At 69.6% G+C, this 15,532-nt stretch carries 15 protein-coding genes; 10 read left to right on the forward strand and 5 right to left on the reverse strand.

All coding sequences use genetic code 11. The annotated features are described in order from the left end of the window. Nucleotides 1-468, reverse strand: coding sequence for a hypothetical protein (locus VGK78_RS02040; protein ID WP_331525606.1), 468 nt, complete (start codon nucleotides 466-468; stop codon nucleotides 1-3). Then, the gene (locus VGK78_RS02045) at nucleotides 468-2,333 is read right to left on the reverse strand and encodes a sialidase family protein (RefSeq protein WP_331525607.1); all 1,866 of its coding nucleotides are present in this window, start codon (nucleotides 2,331-2,333) and stop codon (nucleotides 468-470) included. The genes VGK78_RS02040 and VGK78_RS02045 overlap by 1 nt, the downstream gene beginning before the upstream one ends. 179 nt (nucleotides 2,334-2,512) lie before the next feature. Here VGK78_RS02045 and VGK78_RS02050 point away from each other — a divergent pair, with 179 nt between their 5' ends. Beyond that, complete coding sequence (locus tag VGK78_RS02050) at nucleotides 2,513-2,908, forward strand: cold-shock protein (RefSeq protein ID WP_331525608.1); 396 nt, start codon at nucleotides 2,513-2,515, stop codon at nucleotides 2,906-2,908. On the opposite strand, the gene VGK78_RS02055 is transcribed toward VGK78_RS02050, so the two are convergent. Both VGK78_RS02055 and VGK78_RS02060 read right to left on the reverse strand, forming a co-directional pair. After that, nucleotides 2,903-4,309: an MFS transporter gene (locus VGK78_RS02055; protein ID WP_331525609.1), complete on the reverse strand. Its 1,407-nt coding sequence runs from the start codon at nucleotides 4,307-4,309 to the stop codon at nucleotides 2,903-2,905. The genes VGK78_RS02050 and VGK78_RS02055 overlap by 6 nt on opposite strands. A 90-nt stretch (nucleotides 4,310-4,399) precedes the next feature. Next, nucleotides 4,400-5,086 carry a DUF1990 family protein gene (locus VGK78_RS02060; RefSeq protein WP_331525611.1) on the reverse strand — a complete coding sequence of 229 codons (687 nt, stop codon included), beginning with the start codon at nucleotides 5,084-5,086 and terminating at the stop codon, nucleotides 4,400-4,402. Between the two features lie 86 nt (nucleotides 5,087-5,172). On the opposite strand from VGK78_RS02060, the gene VGK78_RS02065 reads away from it, so the two are divergent. Both VGK78_RS02065 and VGK78_RS02070 read left to right on the forward strand, forming a co-directional pair. Beyond that, on the forward strand, nucleotides 5,173-5,382 hold the full coding sequence (locus tag VGK78_RS02065; RefSeq protein WP_331525612.1) for a hypothetical protein: 210 nt from the start codon (nucleotides 5,173-5,175) through the stop codon (nucleotides 5,380-5,382). Then, on the forward strand, nucleotides 5,379-6,944 hold the full coding sequence (locus tag VGK78_RS02070) for a DUF1990 family protein (protein ID WP_331525613.1): 1,566 nt from the start codon (nucleotides 5,379-5,381) through the stop codon (nucleotides 6,942-6,944). Before VGK78_RS02065 ends, VGK78_RS02070 begins: the two co-directional genes overlap by 4 nt. A gap of 18 nt (nucleotides 6,945-6,962) precedes the next feature. Here VGK78_RS02070 and VGK78_RS02075 read toward each other — a convergent pair whose 3' ends face one another. Next, entirely contained in the window at nucleotides 6,963-7,262 is a 300-nt protein-coding gene (locus tag VGK78_RS02075; RefSeq protein ID WP_331525614.1) for a DUF2530 domain-containing protein, read from the reverse strand. A 226-nt stretch (nucleotides 7,263-7,488) separates the two neighbouring features. Here VGK78_RS02075 and VGK78_RS02080 point away from each other — a divergent pair, with 226 nt between their 5' ends. The 7 genes from VGK78_RS02080 to tuf all read left to right on the forward strand — a co-directional run bounded on the left by VGK78_RS02080 (nucleotide 7,489) and on the right by tuf (nucleotide 15,461). Continuing rightward, the gene (locus VGK78_RS02080) at nucleotides 7,489-8,904 is read left to right on the forward strand and encodes an NCS2 family permease (RefSeq protein WP_331525621.1); all 1,416 of its coding nucleotides are present in this window, start codon (nucleotides 7,489-7,491) and stop codon (nucleotides 8,902-8,904) included. Between the two features lie 221 nt (nucleotides 8,905-9,125). Further along, entirely contained in the window at nucleotides 9,126-9,575 is a 450-nt protein-coding gene (locus VGK78_RS02085) for a MarR family transcriptional regulator (protein ID WP_331525615.1), read from the forward strand. Nucleotides 9,576-9,605: 30 nt separating this feature from the next. After that, nucleotides 9,606-10,868 carry an MFS transporter gene (locus VGK78_RS02090; RefSeq protein ID WP_331525616.1) on the forward strand — a complete coding sequence of 421 codons (1,263 nt, stop codon included), beginning with the start codon at nucleotides 9,606-9,608 and terminating at the stop codon, nucleotides 10,866-10,868. A gap of 203 nt (nucleotides 10,869-11,071) precedes the next feature. Then, a complete protein-coding gene (rpsL, locus tag VGK78_RS02095) occupies nucleotides 11,072-11,446 on the forward strand; it encodes a 30S ribosomal protein S12 (RefSeq protein ID WP_331525617.1) in 375 nt (124 codons plus the stop codon). A gap of 75 nt (nucleotides 11,447-11,521) precedes the next feature. After that, entirely contained in the window at nucleotides 11,522-11,992 is a 471-nt protein-coding gene (gene rpsG, locus VGK78_RS02100) for a 30S ribosomal protein S7 (RefSeq protein WP_331525618.1), read from the forward strand. An 85-nt stretch (nucleotides 11,993-12,077) separates the two neighbouring features. Beyond that, the gene (gene fusA, locus VGK78_RS02105) at nucleotides 12,078-14,189 is read left to right on the forward strand and encodes an elongation factor G (RefSeq protein ID WP_331525619.1); all 2,112 of its coding nucleotides are present in this window, start codon (nucleotides 12,078-12,080) and stop codon (nucleotides 14,187-14,189) included. A 78-nt stretch (nucleotides 14,190-14,267) separates the two neighbouring features. Beyond that, complete coding sequence (tuf, locus tag VGK78_RS02110) at nucleotides 14,268-15,461, forward strand: elongation factor Tu (protein ID WP_331525620.1); 1,194 nt, start codon at nucleotides 14,268-14,270, stop codon at nucleotides 15,459-15,461. Nucleotides 15,462-15,532 lie beyond the last annotated feature (71 nt).

The raw sequence follows: 15,532 nt of genomic DNA on the forward strand, positions 1-15,532 counted from the left end.
TCAGGCCCGCTTCGACAGCAGCTGGATCACCGTCTCGCCGGGGCAGCTGGCCGACTTCTTGATCGCCCAGCGGCCGACGAAGCCGTTGCCGGACCAGTTCGCCTCGGCGTCGTCCTCCTCGGTCTCACCGCTGGTGACCGCGAAGCCGGACTTCTCGGCCGCGTTCATCGCGGCGAGCACGTCGTCGAACGGCGTCGCGGTGACCCCGGTCGCGATCATGCCGTCCGCGCCCCGGTCCTCGACGTTGAACACCACCGTGCCGGCCGGGAACGGGAATCTCGCCGGATAGCCGGGGGGCGTCGCGGTCACCGCGGTGGCGTCCTTGACGCAGGTGCCGGTGTCGGCGGCCGCCGAGAAGCTCCCGGCATCCAGATCTCCGGCATCCGCGTCGCTGTCCCCGCCGCCACAGGCGGTCGGCAGGAGCAGCAGCGCCACGGCCACGGCGGCGACGCCGAGCCGGGCCGTCACTAGCCCTTCCCGCCGTGGGTCTTGTGCTTCTTCGAGGTCAGGGCCTGCGGGTCGTACGCCGAGAACAGGCCCAGCCCACTGCTCTGCCGGGCGATCGTGGCGTACGCCGCCTGCGCGTCGGCCGGCCCGTCGTCACTGTTGTGCGTCGCGTCCGTGACGCAGGCGTCGATGCAGCCGTCCGCGAACGCCGCCTCGACGTGGCCGGTCTTGTCGACCGTGACGTCGATGAAGTCCAGGAGGTTGCGATCGTTGCCGCACGTGGTTCCGCCGGTGCAGATCGAACCCCGCTGGACCGGGTCGTTCGGCGTGGCGTCACTGGACACCCACGTCTTTCCGCCGTCGTACGTCGTGGCGAGGTAGAGGTGCCACTCGGCGTCCTTGAAGTCGGTCTGACTCTGGTAGTTGCCCGCCTTCGTGGTGCCGATGTAGGCCAGCGTCGCGCGGTTGTCGTCGCCGGCCACCATCGCCGGGAAGACGGCGTTCTTCACGCCGAACTCCGTGCCGACCGTCTGCGGGGCCGACCAGGTCGTGCCCTGGTCGTGGCTGACCGCGACCGCGGGCTTGCCGTCGGAGCCGACGTACCCGAAGTAGACGGTGCCGTTCGCCCCGACGCCCACGGACGGGTCGGCGTCGCTCGGGCTGCTGCCCGGGACCGGGTTGACCGTCCAGCTGGTGCCGCCGTCCTTGCTGACGACCAGCGCCGCGGTGCTGCCGCAGGCCTTGTTCGGCAGGTACGCCGTGCCGTCGGGCGCCACCTTGACGTGTCCGTGCAGTCCGCCGCAGTCGAGCAGGCTGTAGGTCGGCACGCCCGGACCGAACGTCGTACCGCCGTCGTGCGACGCGGCGCAGAACGCCGTCGCGATGTCCTGGCTGCAGTAGTACACCGCGTCCGGGTAGGTCGACGTGGGCAGCGGGCCGAGGCCGTTCGGGCTGTAGGGGCCGCCGCCGATCGTCTGGTGGTCGACGCCCGACGGGATGCCGCCGCCCGTGCTGGGGCTCCAGGTCTGGCCGTCGTCGTCGGTGTAGCAGGTCAGCGAGTCCTGCCCGGACAGCTGCGACTCGAAGGTCCGGCCGGTCGCGTGGTCGGTGAACAGGATCGGGTCGAGGCTGAACGTGCTGCCCTGGGGGCAGCCGTTGGCCGCCGTGGCCGACACGTCGGACCAGTGCGCGGTGGCGGGGCTGGTGCTGTCGTCGAAGGTCACCTTGTACGTCGACAAGGAGGACTGGTACATCGTCGCGCCGGACTTCCAGTTCGTGCCGATCGAGGGCTCACCGGCGTTGTTCACGTCACCGTTCAGGCCGCTCGGTGCGGCATACGTCGTGAAGCCCGGCGGCGTGGCCGTGCCGGGCGGCGGGGGCACCGGCTGGTCGACCAGCGTCGCCGTCGCGGTGTAGCTCTGGCCGAGCGGGAGGAACGGCACGACGCGGACGGTGTAGGTCCCGGTCGTCGGCGGCAGCACGACCTGCTCCGGGTCTGCGCTGGAGGCGGCCTGGCCGACCGGGTTGCCGGCCTGGTCGAGGACGTAGACGTCGAAGTCCGCCGCCGTCTCCGGCCAGCTGACCTCGATCTTCAACGAGTGGCTGTCGTCGTAGCCCGCGGGCGTCGAGACGTGCAGGGTGAAGTCGTCGCAGCTCTGCGGTGCCGTGCAGTCGGGCGCGTCCAGGGCCGTCCCGGTGGTGTTGGGGAGCGCGAACGGCCCACCGGTCCAGGACACCGAGGTCGACGTGTCGGTGACCGTCCCTTCGGTCGGCGAGCTCGCGACGGCGGAGCCGCTGTGCGTGACGGCCGCCGCCACGAGGGCGCCGGCCGCGGCCAGACCGAGCAGTCGATGGCGGAGTCGGGACGAGCGGGTGGTGGCGCGCATGGGTGGGCTCCTCGGGGGTCGCGTCGCTCTTGTGCTGAAGCCCCAACGACGTACCCCGCGCCCGGGTCACGCACCACCGTGACTGCGACGGCTATCGGTTGGAAACCGTGCGGCGGCCCCGCCTAGGCTTGGACGTCACCCCGGGTCTCGGGGTGCGGGTGGCTGGAAGAGGGATCAAGGTGCCGACTGGCAAGGTGAAGTGGTTCGACGCGGAGAAGGGCTTCGGGTTCCTGTCGCAGGACGACGGGCCCGACGTCTACGTGCGCACCGAGGCACTGCCGCAGGGCACGACCTCGCTCAAGGCCGGCACACGGGTCGAGTTCGGGATCGCCCAGGGCCGGCGTGGTGACCAGGCCCTCCAGGTGCGCGTCCTCGACGCGCCCGCCTCCGTGGTGCGCAACCAGTCCCAGGCGCGCCGGAAGAAGCCGGAGGAGATGGTCCCGATCGTGGAGGACCTGATCCGGCTGCTGGACGGGGTCGGTGAGGCCTTCCGGCACGGCCGCCACCCCGAGCGGGCCCAGGCCCGGCCGACGGCCAAGCTGCTCCGAGCACTGGCGGATGAGCTGGAGCTATGAGGGCTCAGCAGCGCTTGCCGCGACCGGCTTCGGCGTACGCCGGCTCGCCAGCACGAACAGCGACCACGCCACCAGTACGACGGCGGCCGTGATCATGCCGATCCGGGGGTTCAGCGGCAGCGCGATGCCGACGAAGCCGCCGATCACCCAGGCCAGCTGCAGGGTGGTGTCGCTTCGCGCGAAGGCGCTCGTCCGCACCCGCTCGGGGACGTCGCGCTGGATCGTCGAGTCCAGCGACAGCTTGGCCAGGCACTGGGCGAGCCCGGCTGTGAAGCCGAGCACCACCAGCGGGAAGAGCCCGTAGGTCAGGGCCGCGAAGACTGCGGCCGCGGCGTCGGCGAGCATCGCGAGGACGACAGTCACCTTGGGGTTGACGCGCTTCATCAGTGACCCGACCGCGATCCCGACGAAGTTGCCCACGCCGGCAGCGCCGATCACGGCGGCGAGGAGGAACTGGGGTGAGTGGCCCGAGATCGGGTGCACCCGCAGCAGGAAGGCCATGAAGAGGGTGAGGAACCCCGAGAGCCAGCGGGGTCCGCAGTTCGCACGCAGGGCGAAGGCCATCGAGCGTGGGATGCGTACGGTGCCGCGGCCCCGGCGCGTCGACGTCCCGTCTGCCGCGTCGGAGCTCTCGCCGCGGAGGAACCCCATGTTGTCCTCGCCCTGGGACGAATCCACCCGGCTCGGCAGCCGGATCGCGAGGATGGTGGCGACCACGAAGACCACGAAGGCGTAGCGCAGCGCCCAGGCCGCCCCGATCGCCGCCGCCCCCGCGGCGATCGGGGCCGAGACCGCGACTCCCACCATGCCGGCCATCGAGGTCCGTGCGTTGGCCGTGACCAGGGTCAGCCCGTCCGGGAGAAGGCGGGGGAGCGCGGCCGCCCGCGCGATGTTGTAGGCCTTGGACGCCACCAGTACGCCGAGCGCGGCGGGGAAGAGCCACAGGGAGTCGCCGTCGACCGACCCGGCCAGAGCCCATACCAGGAACGCCCGCGCCGCCATGGTCGCCGCGATCGCCCAGCGCCGGCCGTGGCTGAGCCGATCGAGCACCGGACCGATCAGCGGCGCGACGATCGCGAAGGGCAGCAAGGTCAGGGCCAGGAACAACGACACCTGACCGCGTGCCTCCCCGGTCGGGATCTGGAAGAACAGCGTCCCCGCGAGGGCGATCGCCACCGCGGCGTCCGCGGCGGCGTTCAGAGCCCCGAGCTCGATCAGCCTGGCCAGCCCGCTCGTGTCCGCACCCTCGGCCGCTGCCGCACGGCGTGCGGACCGGAAGGCGAACCGGCTGAACCGGCCCGTTCCGCGGGCGACCGAGGCCAGCCCACGCCCGGTGACCCTCGCGCCGGTCGCCATGGAGTCCATGGCGGTCCGACGGTCGGACTCCTCGGGCATGCTCATGCATCCCATCCTGCCTGAGCATCAGGCCGTAAGGGGTGAGTCGAGACCCCGGCTACAGGACCGGTCGCACCGGCCACCAGGGGTCCGACCTCAGGGAGGAGTCGTCGTCGTCCGGATCTCGACCCCGTCGACCAGTCGGCCGCCCGCGAGGCGAGCGGCGGCCCCGCAGACGCGGACCCACATGTTGAGCTGGATCTCCTTGGCGAGCCGGAGATGGGTGTACAGGGCGCGCACCTTCCAGTCGGCCGCCCGGGCCCAGACCTCGATCTCGAACACCAGGGGATCGCCGTCGGTCGCGCGGAACTCGATCTGCCCGGCCTCGAGATGGCCCTCGAGCGTGCCCAGACGGAGTCGGCCCGGTTCGGCGACCAGGACCCGTACCGGGCCGTTCCACGGTCCCGGCATGTCGACCACCAGGTCGTCCCCGACTGCCGCGACTCCGTCGGAGTCGGCCTGGTGGACACGCACGACCTCACGGGGGACGAAGCGTTCGAAGTCGCTCGACAGCGCGTCCACCAGCGCGGCCGCGTCATGTCGGGCGCCGGCGATCTCTGCCCGGAACAGCCGATGGAAGAGCGGCCCGGAGCCGGTGTCGGAGCCCTGGAGCCCGGACGTCGACACGCCGGCAGGGACGGCGGGCGGCCGACGCGGCCGTGAGTCGCGTGCCTGGACGCGGTGCAGGGGCGTGATGGACCACACGTAGCGCCAGGTGACCAGCGCCATCCCGAGGCCCCACCGCCACATCAGCGAGCCGAGGGAGAGCCGCGCCCGTGCCATCGATGGTTCCTTCCGGGGAGAGTCGGCGTCTGTACGGGGTACCCGGTGCTGAGACGGCAATGCGGTTGCGGAAGTGAGGACAGATGGTGATCGAGATGCTCCGGCGTACCGGAGTGCGCAGCGTGTACCTGCACGTGATGTCCCTCGGCTCGGTGGCGCTGTGCCTGGGACTGTGGATCCGCGCGAAGACGGTCGACCAGAGCGAGCGCGGGAACGCCGAACGCCGTGCGGTGTTCGTCGGCCTGTGGCCGCCGACCCTCTGGCTGATCGGCGACTCGCTGCGGCGGGAGGAGTGACGGTCGAACGCCTCCTGGACCGGCTCGACCCGGTCCCGGTGCTGCAGGCTCAGGGCACCCGCGAGGTGAACTTCCACCCGGACGAGGTCGACGACACCTGGCACCACGACGAGCAGCGGTCGCACCTGGGCGACGAGGGCCTGGGGGCACCGGAGCCGGACGGGCTCTGGGAGACCGCCTGCCGGCTGGTGGCGGCGTACGAGATGGCCGACCCCGACACGATCCGCGCGGTCTACGACCCGGGCACGCCGTTGGCCGGCCGCGACCTGCTGCTGGAGGGGAGGTTCCTGACCCTGCGCTTCTACATGGGCGTGCGGATCACGGACGTCATCGACGACCGGCGCGGCAACGAGCGGATCTGGGGGTGGTCGTACGACACGCTGGACGGGCACATCGAGCGCGGACGGATGTCCTACCAGGTTGTCAAGGACGAGACCTCCGGACGCGTCGACCTCGTGATCAGCGCCTACTCCCAGGGCGCGCCGACGCTCGACCCCGTCATCGGTCTGGGATGGAAGCTCTTCGGCCGTCGGACGCAGCTGCACTTCTACCGGGAGTGCGGACGCCGTCTCGGACGGCTCGCGCGGGAGCGTCGCGACAGCAGTGACCCGGTGCCCGAACGGCGCACCGTGCACGGGCTGGTGCTCGCGCCCTCGGACGCCGCCCCGGCCAGGCGGTGGCTCCGCATCCGGCACCACCAACCGGGCCGACCCTCTGTTTCGGCATGCGATCTGACACGCCCGACGTTCATCGGTCACACTGGCCCCATGATCGGTGACCAGGTCGACGCGCCCGTGCGCGCCCGGGCCAAGGCGGACTCGGCGGCGACCGCCGCCGTCGACGTCGCCCGGGAGGCCCTGCTCGCCGAGGTCGACGCGGCCGATGTGGGGGACCATCTGGCCGCCGACCCCGAGGGCGACCGCGTCGTCACCCATCTCTTCGACTGCCGTCGGCCCGGTTACGTCGGCTGGCGCTGGTCGGTGACCGTCGTCCGGGCGTCCCGGCAGAAGGCCGTGACAGTGGCCGAGATCGTCCTGGTCCCCGGTGCGGAGGCGATCGTCGCGCCGGCCTGGGTCCCCTACCGGGAGCGGATCAAGCCGGGGGACCTGTCACCTGGCGACCTGCTGCCGGTCGCCGACGACGACCCGCGCCTGGTCCCGACGTACTCCTTCGGGGACGACCCGCTCGACCCGGACGCCCGCGCCCAGATCCGCACGGTGGCCAAGGACCTGGGGCTCGGTCGCATCCGCACCCTGTCGCCCGAGGGGCACGAGTCGGCCGCCCAGCGGTGGTACGACGGGAACGCCGGCCCCGAGGCCCCGCTAGCCCAGTCCGCCCCCGAGCCGTGCTCCACCTGCGGCTTCCTGGTCCGCATCTCGGGCTCGCTCGCCGAGTCGTTCGGGGTCTGCGCCAACGGCGACGCCAACGACGACGGCAAGGTGGTCGCCTTCACCCACGGTTGCGGTGCCCATTCGGAGGTCAGGCTGGCCAGACGGCACGAGCCGCAGCCGTTGCCCGACCCGGTGATCGACGAGCTCGAGGACGACCTCGAGGCCTTCTGAGGCGCCCCTTCTGAACCGTCAGGCGGCCGACTCGGCCATCTCGCGGAGCGCCGCCCGGGCACGCCTGCGACGACGGCAGTACTCCAGCCCGAGCAGTCCGAGCCCGCACCCGGCGGCACAGGTCCACAGCATCCACCCGTGACCGGCGTCCCTCAGCCGGCCGTAGAAGGGGAGCAGGGCGACGAAAGCCACCACCCAGAGCGCGACGCCGATCTGGACGGTGCGGACACCGTCCACGTCGAGCGGCTCGACGTTCGCCACGAGGTAGGTGCGGTTGCCGATCTCGCGCACGAGCGGCTCGTCGTCGCGCAGCTCCATGGGCTCACTCTAGAAGCACCGGCGACCACAGAGAGGACCGCCGTGAGGTTGGGCACCCGGATGCCTTCCCGACAGCCCCGCGCTCTGTCATGCTGCCGCCGTGACGGACCAGCCCGAGGCTCAGAAGCCGACCAGGACCACCTCACCCGACCGCACCAAGAACGGTCCGACCCCGCGCCAGAACACCCCCCGTGGTCATCAGACGGCGGTCGACCGGTTCTTCAAGATCACCGAGCGCGGCTCGACTCTCGAGCGCGAGCTGCGCGGCGGCGTGGTCACGTTCTTCACGATGGCCTACATCATCGTGCTCAACCCGCTGATCCTCGGCTTCGCCCCCGACCAGAACGGCCACTTCCTCGGTGGTGGGTCCGGGGACGGTTCCAACCTCCCGGCGATCGCCGCCGGCACGGCTCTGGTCGCCGGGGTGATGACGATCCTGATGGGCGTCGTCGCGAACTACCCGCTGGCGCTGGCCACCGGGCTGGGACTGAATGCGTTCCTGGCCGTCTCGGTCGCCCGGCAGATGTCCTGGTCCGAGGCGATGGGCCTGATCTTCCTCGAGGGCGTCATCATCCTGGTGCTGGTCCTGACCGGGTTCCGAAGCGCCGTCTTCCACGCCGTACCGGCGCAGCTGAAGGTGGCGATCTCCGTCGGCATCGGTCTGTTCATCGCCTTCATCGGCTTCGTCGACGCGGGGTTCGTACGCCGGGTCCCCGACGCAGCCCACTCCACCGTGCCCGTGCAACCGGGCACCGGCTTCTACCTCCAGGGCTGGCCCGTCCTGGTCTTCGTGATCGGACTGGCGCTCGTGGTCACGCTGTGGGTCAAGCGTGTCCGCGCGGCCATCCTGCTCGCGATCATCGCCACCACGATCCTGGCGATCATCGTGGAGAGCATCGGCAACTTCGGCTCGAGCGCTGACAACCCGGTCGGCGGCTGGGGCCTGAACGTGCCGCAGTGGCCGGACAAGATCGCCGACACTCCCCACTTCGACACGCTCGGCCACTTCAACCCCTTCGGCTCGTTCGCCTCGGTCGGGGTCGTGACGGCCGTCCTGCTGATCTTCACGCTGATGCTGGCCGACTTCTTCGACACCATGGGGACGATGACGGCCATCGGCGCGGAGGCGGGCCTGCTCGACTCCGAGGGCATCCCGCCGAACACCAAGCGCATCCTGGTCGTCGACTCCATCGCGGCCGCGGCCGGTGGCGCGGCGGGCGTCTCGTCCAACACGTCGTACATCGAGTCCGCGTCGGGGGTCGGTGAGGGGGCTCGCACCGGTCTCGCCTCGGTGGTGACCGGCGTGCTGTTCCTGCTCTCGATCTTCCTGGCCCCGCTGGTGAGCGTCATCCCGAGCGAGGCCGCGGTGCCTGCCCTGGTGCTCGTCGGCTTCCTGATGATGCAGCAGGTCTCCGGGATCAGCTGGACCGACACCGAGATCGCCATCCCGGCGTTCCTGACGATCATCCTGATGCCGTTCACCTACTCGATCAGCATCGGGATCGGCGCCGGCTTCCTCGCCTACGTCCTGATCAAGGCGGTCAAGGGCAAGGCCGCCCAGGTCCACCCGCTCCTCTGGATCGTCGCCGCCCTGTTCCTCGTCTACTTCGCCATCCACCCGATCACGGTCCTCTTCACCTAGACGCTGACCCGGCTCTTGTCGACACGGGGGAACGCCGACCCGGCTCTTGCCGACGGCCCAGGAGGTCGACTCGGCTGGTGGCGACGACGATTTCGCGTCGACAAGAGCCGGGTCGGCGCGGCTGGACGTCGACAAGAGCCGGGTCGGCGCGGCTGAAGGTCGAGAAGAGCCGGGTCAGCGTTTCGGAATGGTTAGCGTAGGTAATGAGTTATGCTAACGACATGCCTACTGTGCAGACCGTGGTCCGGAGCGATGCCGGGCTCGCGAGCGAGCTGCGGCTCAGCGTCATGCGGCTGCGCCGGCGGCTGGCCAACGAGCGCCATCCCGACAACCCGCTGAGCATCGGGGCGATGGCGGTCCTGGGGAGCCTGTACCGCAACGGCGACCTGACTGTCGGCGAGCTGGCCGCCCGCGAGCGCGTGCAGCCGCCGAGCATGACCCGCATCGTCAACGGCCTCGAGGAGGGCGGGTACGTCGCTCGCCGGGCGCACGAGAGCGACGGCCGCCAGGTGGTGGTCGTCCTCTCCGACCAGGGCCGGGCGACGCTCCGCGCCGACCGGGTCCGCCGCGACGCCTGGCTGGCCTGCCGCCTGCGCGAGCTGACTCCCGACGAGCGCGAGACGCTCCGCCACGCCGCACCCCTCCTCGAGCGCCTCGCCGACGCCGACTGACCACGACCGAACCGCCACCGAAAGCAGATCTTGAGCCCCACCTTCAGAGCCCTCCACAACCCGAACTACCGGCGCTACGCGCTCGGCAGCCTGATCTCCAACACCGGCACCTGGATGCAGCGGGTCGCCCAGGACTGGCTGGTCCTCCGCCTCACCGACGGCAGCGGCACGGCACTCGGCATCACCACCGGCCTGCAGTTCCTGCCGGTCCTGCTCCTCTCGCCGTACGCCGGCGTCATCGCCGACCGCTTCCCGAAGCGTCGGCTCCTCCAGCTCACCCAGCTGACCATGGCTCTCGCCTCCCTGGTCCTCGGCGTCCTCGCCGTCACCGGGGTGGCAGAGGTGTGGATGGTCTACGTGATCGCCTTCCTGTTCGGCATCGGCTCGGCGTTCGACGCGCCCGCCCGCCAGTCGTTCGTCTCCGAGATGGTCGGCCCCGACGACCTCACCAACGCCGTCGGCCTCAACTCCGCGACCTTCAACGCCGCCCGCATCATGGGGCCTGGTCTGGCCGGCCTGATGATCGGTGCGATGGGCGGCGGCGCCTGGGCCACCGGCTGGGTGATCATGATCAACGCCCTGTCGTACGGCGCGGTCATCTGGCAGCTCCAGCACATGGATCCCACGCTGCTCCGCTCCCCGAAGCCGGTCGAACGCACACCGGGCATGCTGCTCGAGGGCGTCCGCTACATCCGCAGCCAGCCGAAGAGGATGGCCATCCTGGTGATGGTGTTCTTCGCCGGCACGTTCGGCATGAACTTCCAGATCACCTCGGCTCTGATGGCCACGCACGTGTTCGGCAAGGGTGCCGGCGAGTTCGGCATCCTCGGCTCGGCGATGGCGGTCGGCTCGCTGATCGGTGCCCTGCTCGCCGCACGGCGAGTGCGGATCCGCCTGCGGCTGGTCGCGGGCGCCGGGCTGGGCTTCGGCGCCACCGAGATCGTCGCCGGCCTGATGCCGACGTACGTCGCGTTCGCGCTGATCTGCCCGCTCATCGGCGTCTGCACCCTGACCATGCTGAACTCTGCCAACGCGACCATGCAGCTCGAGTCGCTGCCTGCCCTGCGCGGCCGGGTGATGGCCCTGTACATGACCATCGTGATGGGCGGTACGCCGATCGGCTCGCCGTTCATCGGTTGGGTCGGCGAGCAGTTCGGTGCCCGGTGGACCCTGCTGGGCGGCGGCCTGCTCACCATCGTCGGCGTGGTGCTGGCGGTCGCGCTCTTCGCGCGGCCCAGCCGCGAGGAGGAGTCGGACGCCGAGCCGCACGCGGTCACCGTCCGGGCCGCCTGACGATTCTCGTTTTGGTCGCCCAGGCGTGCGCGAGTAACCTTGAAGACCGTGTCCGGCTCGTTCGGACCCGTCTGCGTGCCCACCTCCGGAATCGTTCGCGAGGGGCGCGGCCACCCAGACCATGGCACACCGCACCACACGCAACACGAGCGTGCCCGGCAAGGCGCCGAGCACTGAGGTAGGGACAGAAAGGGAACGACCGAGTGCCCACCATCCAGCAGCTGGTCCGTCATGGCCGGCGCGACAAGGCGTCGAAGACCAAGACGCCGGCCCTCAAGGGCTCCCCGCAGCGCCGCGGCGTCTGCACCCGCGTCTACACGACCACCCCGAAGAAGCCGAACTCCGCCCTCCGCAAGGTCGCCCGCGTGCGCCTGTCGAGCGGCGTCGAGGTCACGGCGTACATCCCGGGCGTCGGTCACAACCTCCAGGAGCACTCGATCGTGCTCGTCCGCGGCGGCCGGGTGAAGGACCTGCCCGGTGTCCGCTACAAGATCATCCGCGGCACGCTCGACACCCAGGGCGTGAAGAACCGCAAGCAGGCCCGGAGCCGCTACGGCGCGAAGAAGGAGAAGGGCTGATGCCTCGCAAGTGGCCCATTTCGGCAGAGTCTCCCAAGCGGCCGGCCGCCCTTTCCGTCTGGATGGTGAACTGACATGCCACGCAAGGGTCCCGCTCCCAAGCGGCCGATCGACGTCGACCCGGTCTACGGGTCCCAGCTGGTGACCCAGCTGGTCTCCAAGGTGCTTCGGGACGGCAAGAAGCAGGTCGCCCAGCGCATCGTCTACACCGCGCTCGAAGGTTGCCGCGACAAGACCGGCACCGACCCCGTGGTCACCCTCAAGCGGGCCATGGACAACGTGAAGCCGGCGATCGAGGTGAAGTCCCGCCGCGTCGGTGGCGCGACGTACCAGGTCCCGATCGAGGTCAAGGGAACACGTAGCACCACTCTCGCGTTGAGGTGGCTGGTCGGGTATGCCCAGGACCGTCGCGAGAAGACCATGTCCGAGCGCCTGATGAACGAGATCCTCGACGCCTCCAACGGCCTCGGTGCCGCTGTGAAGAAGCGCGAGGACACCCACAAGATGGCCGAGTCCAACAAGGCCTTCGCCCACTACCGCTGGTGACCGGCCGCCGTACGACGATCTCGTACGGCGCGCCCACCGGCCCCAGGTCAGTCGACCTGGCCCTACCTAAGGAAACGAACCCCCAGTGGCTGTCGACATCACCACGGACCTGAAGAAGGTCCGCAACATCGGCATCATGGCGCACATCGATGCCGGCAAGACCACCACGACCGAGCGCATCCTCTTCTACACCGGCATCACCTACAAGATCGGTGAGGTCCACGAGGGCGCCGCCGTCATGGACTGGATGGAGCAGGAGCAGGAGCGCGGCATCACGATCACGTCCGCCGCGACGACCTGCTGGTGGAAGGACCACCAGATCAACATCATCGACACCCCTGGCCACGTGGACTTCACGGCCGAGGTCGAGCGCTCGCTGCGCGTCCTCGACGGCGCGGTCGCGGTCTTCGACGGTGTCGCCGGTGTCGAGCCGCAGACGATGACGGTCTGGCGCCAGGCGAACAAGTACTCCGTGCCCCGGATGTGCTTCGTCAACAAGCTCGACCGCACCGGTGCGGACTTCTTCCGCTGCGTCGACATGATGGTCGAGCGGCTGAACTCCACGCCGCTGGTGCTGCAGCTCCCGATCGGGGCCGAGCACGACTTCATGGGTGTCGTCGACCTGGTCGGCATGCGTGCCCTGACCTGGCGCGGCGAGACCAAGATGGGCGAGGACTACGACGTCGAGGAGATCCCCGAGTCGATGCGGGCCCAGGCCGACGAGTACCGCGAGAAGCTGCTCGAGACCCTCGCCGAGGCCGACGACGAGATCATGGAGAAGTACCTCGAGGGCGAGGACCTCTCCGTGGCCGAGATCGAGGCCGGCATCCGTCGCGCCACGCTGGCCGACCTGGTCAACCCGGTGCTGTGCGGCACGGCGTTCAAGAACAAGGGCGTGCAGCCCCTGCTCGACGCGGTCGTGAAGTACCTGCCCAGCCCGCTCGACATCGACGCGATCGTCGGCCACAAGCCGAACGACGAGGACGAGAAGATCGAGAGGCAGCCCTCGGACGACCAGCCGTTCGCCGGCCTGGCATACAAGATCGCCAGCGACCCGCACCTCGGCAAGCTGATCTACGTCCGCGTGTACTCCGGCAAGCTGGAGGCCGGCTCGACCGTCCTGAACTCCGTCACGGGGAAGAAGGAGCGGATCGGCAAGGTCTACCAGATGCACTCCAACAAGCGTGAGGAGATCGCGTCGGTCGGCGCCGGCCAGATCGTGGCGGTGATGGGTCTGAAGGACACCAAGACGGGTCACACGCTGTGCGACCTCGGCAAGCCGGTCGTGCTCGAGTCGATGTCGTTCCCGGCCCCGGTGATCGAGGTGGCGATCGAGCCCAAGACCAAGGGCGACCAGGAGAAGCTGGGGACGGCGATCCAGCGCCTCTCCGACGAGGATCCGACGTTCACGGTCAAGACCGACGAGGAGACCGGCCAGACGATCATCGCCGGCATGGGTGAGCTCCACCTCGAGATCCTGGTCGACCGGATGAAGCGTGAGTTCCGCGTCGAGGCGACGGTCGGCAAGCCGCAGGTGGCCTACCGCGAGACGCTGCGCAAGCCGGTGATGAACCACAGCTACACCCACAAGAAGCAGACGGGTGGCTCGGGTCAGTTCGCGAAGGTCGTCATCTCGCTCGAGCCGAGCATCGACCCGGAGACCGGGCTGGGTGCCGGCTACGAGTTCGTGAACAACGTGACCGGTGGCCGCATCCCGCGCGAGTACATCCCGTCGGTCGACCAGGGTGCGCAGGACGCCATGGAGTTCGGCGTCCTGGCCGGCTACCCCATGGTCGACGTGAAGGTGTCCCTGGAGGACGGCGCCTACCACGACGTCGACTCCTCCGAGCTCGCCTTCAAGATCGCCGGCAACCAGGCCTTCAAGGAGGCCGCACGGATGGCCAAGCCCGTGCTGCTGGAGCCGATGTTCGCCGTCGAGGTCACCACCCCGGAGACCTTCCTCGGCGACGTGATCGGCGACATCAACAGCCGCCGCGGCCAGGTGCAGGCGATGGAGGAGCGTCACGGCGACCGCGTCGTCACCGCGCTCGTCCCCTTGTCCGAGATGTTCGGGTACGTCGGCGACCTGAGGTCCAAGACCTCCGGCCAGGCGTCGTACTCGATGGAGTTCGACTCGTACGCCGAGGTCCCTGCGGGCATCGCCGACGAGATCGTCAAGAAGGTCCGCGGCGAGTGACCCCAGGCACCATTTGGCCGGACCCTCGGCATGCAGCAGAATCAACGAGTCACATGACAACAACAGGAGGAGCCCACAGTGGCTAAGGCGAAGTTCGAGCGGACCAAGCCGCACGTCAACATCGGCACGATCGGTCACATCGACCACGGGAAGACCACTCTGACCGCGGCGATCACCAAGGTCCTGCACGACCAGCACCCCGACCTGAACCCCTTCACGCCGTTCGACGAGATCGACAAGGCGCCGGAGGAGCGTCAGCGCGGTATCACCATCTCCATCGCGCACGTGGAGTACCAGACCGAGGCGCGCCACTACGCCCACGTGGACTGCCCGGGTCACGCCGACTACATCAAGAACATGATCACCGGCGCGGCTCAGATGGACGGCGCGATCCTCGTGGTCGCCGCCACCGACGGCCCGATGCCGCAGACGCGTGAGCACGTGCTGCTCGCCCGTCAGGTCGGCGTGCCCGCGATCGTGGTCGCGCTGAACAAGTGCGACATGGTCGACGACGAGGAGCTCGTCGAGCTCGTCGAGATGGAGGTCCGTGAGCTCCTCTCCGAGTACGAGTTCCCGGGCGACGACATCCCCGTGGTCAAGGTCGCGGCCTTCCCGGCCCTGAACGGCGACGAGAAGTGGGGCGAGTCCGTGAAGGAGCTCATGCAGGCGGTCGACGACTACATCCCGACCCCCGAGCGTGACACCGAGAAGCCGTTCCTGATGCCCGTCGAGGACGTCTTCACGATCACCGGTCGAGGCACTGTGATCACCGGGCGCATCGAGCGCGGCATCGTGAAGGTGAACGAGGAGGTCGAGATCGTCGGCATCCGCGACAAGTCGCAGAAGACGACGGTCACCGGCGTCGAGATGTTCCGCAAGCTGCTCGACGAGGGCCAGGCCGGTGAGAACGTCGGTCTGCTGCTCCGCGGCACCAAGCGCGAGGACGTCGAGCGCGGCATGGTCGTGATCAAGCCCGGTACGACGACCCCGCACACCAACTTCGACGCCAGCGTCTACATCCTGTCGAAGGAGGAGGGCGGCCGGCACACGCCGTTCTTCAACAACTACCGTCCGCAGTTCTACTTCCGGACCACGGACGTGACCGGCGTGGTGACCCTCCCCGAGGGCACCGAGATGGTGATGCCGGGTGACAACACCGAGATGTCGGTGGAGCTCATCCAGCCCATCGCCATGGAGGACGGCCTCCGCTTCGCGATCCGCGAGGGCGGCCGCACCGTCGGCGCGGGCCGCGTCACCAAGATCACCAAGTGATCTAGCACTTCGTCAGGACGGCCCCGGACCAGTCGGTCCGGGGCCGTTCTGCGTGGCGGGACGGCGAATTC

Origin of the sequence: Nocardioides sp. (genome assembly GCF_036503465.1) — a bacterium.
Lineage (GTDB): Bacteria > Actinomycetota > Actinomycetes > Propionibacteriales > Nocardioidaceae > Nocardioides.

What these genes read in the sequence shown, in the direction of transcription:
- VGK78_RS02045 (WP_331525607.1), bottom strand. Translation starts at nt 2,333, where the DNA reads ATGCGCGCCACCACCCGCTCGTCCCGACTCCGCCATCGACTGCTCGGT.
- VGK78_RS02055 (WP_331525609.1), bottom strand. Translation starts at nt 4,309, where the DNA reads ATGAGCATGCCCGAGGAGTCCGACCGTCGGACCGCCATGGACTCCATG.
- VGK78_RS02060 (WP_331525611.1), bottom strand. Translation starts at nt 5,086, where the DNA reads ATGGCACGGGCGCGGCTCTCCCTCGGCTCGCTGATGTGGCGGTGGGGC.
- VGK78_RS02075 (WP_331525614.1), bottom strand. Translation starts at nt 7,262, where the DNA reads ATGGAGCTGCGCGACGACGAGCCGCTCGTGCGCGAGATCGGCAACCGC.
- VGK78_RS02085 (WP_331525615.1), top strand. Translation starts at nt 9,126, where the DNA reads ATGCCTACTGTGCAGACCGTGGTCCGGAGCGATGCCGGGCTCGCGAGC.
- rpsG (WP_331525618.1), top strand. Translation starts at nt 11,522, where the DNA reads ATGCCACGCAAGGGTCCCGCTCCCAAGCGGCCGATCGACGTCGACCCG.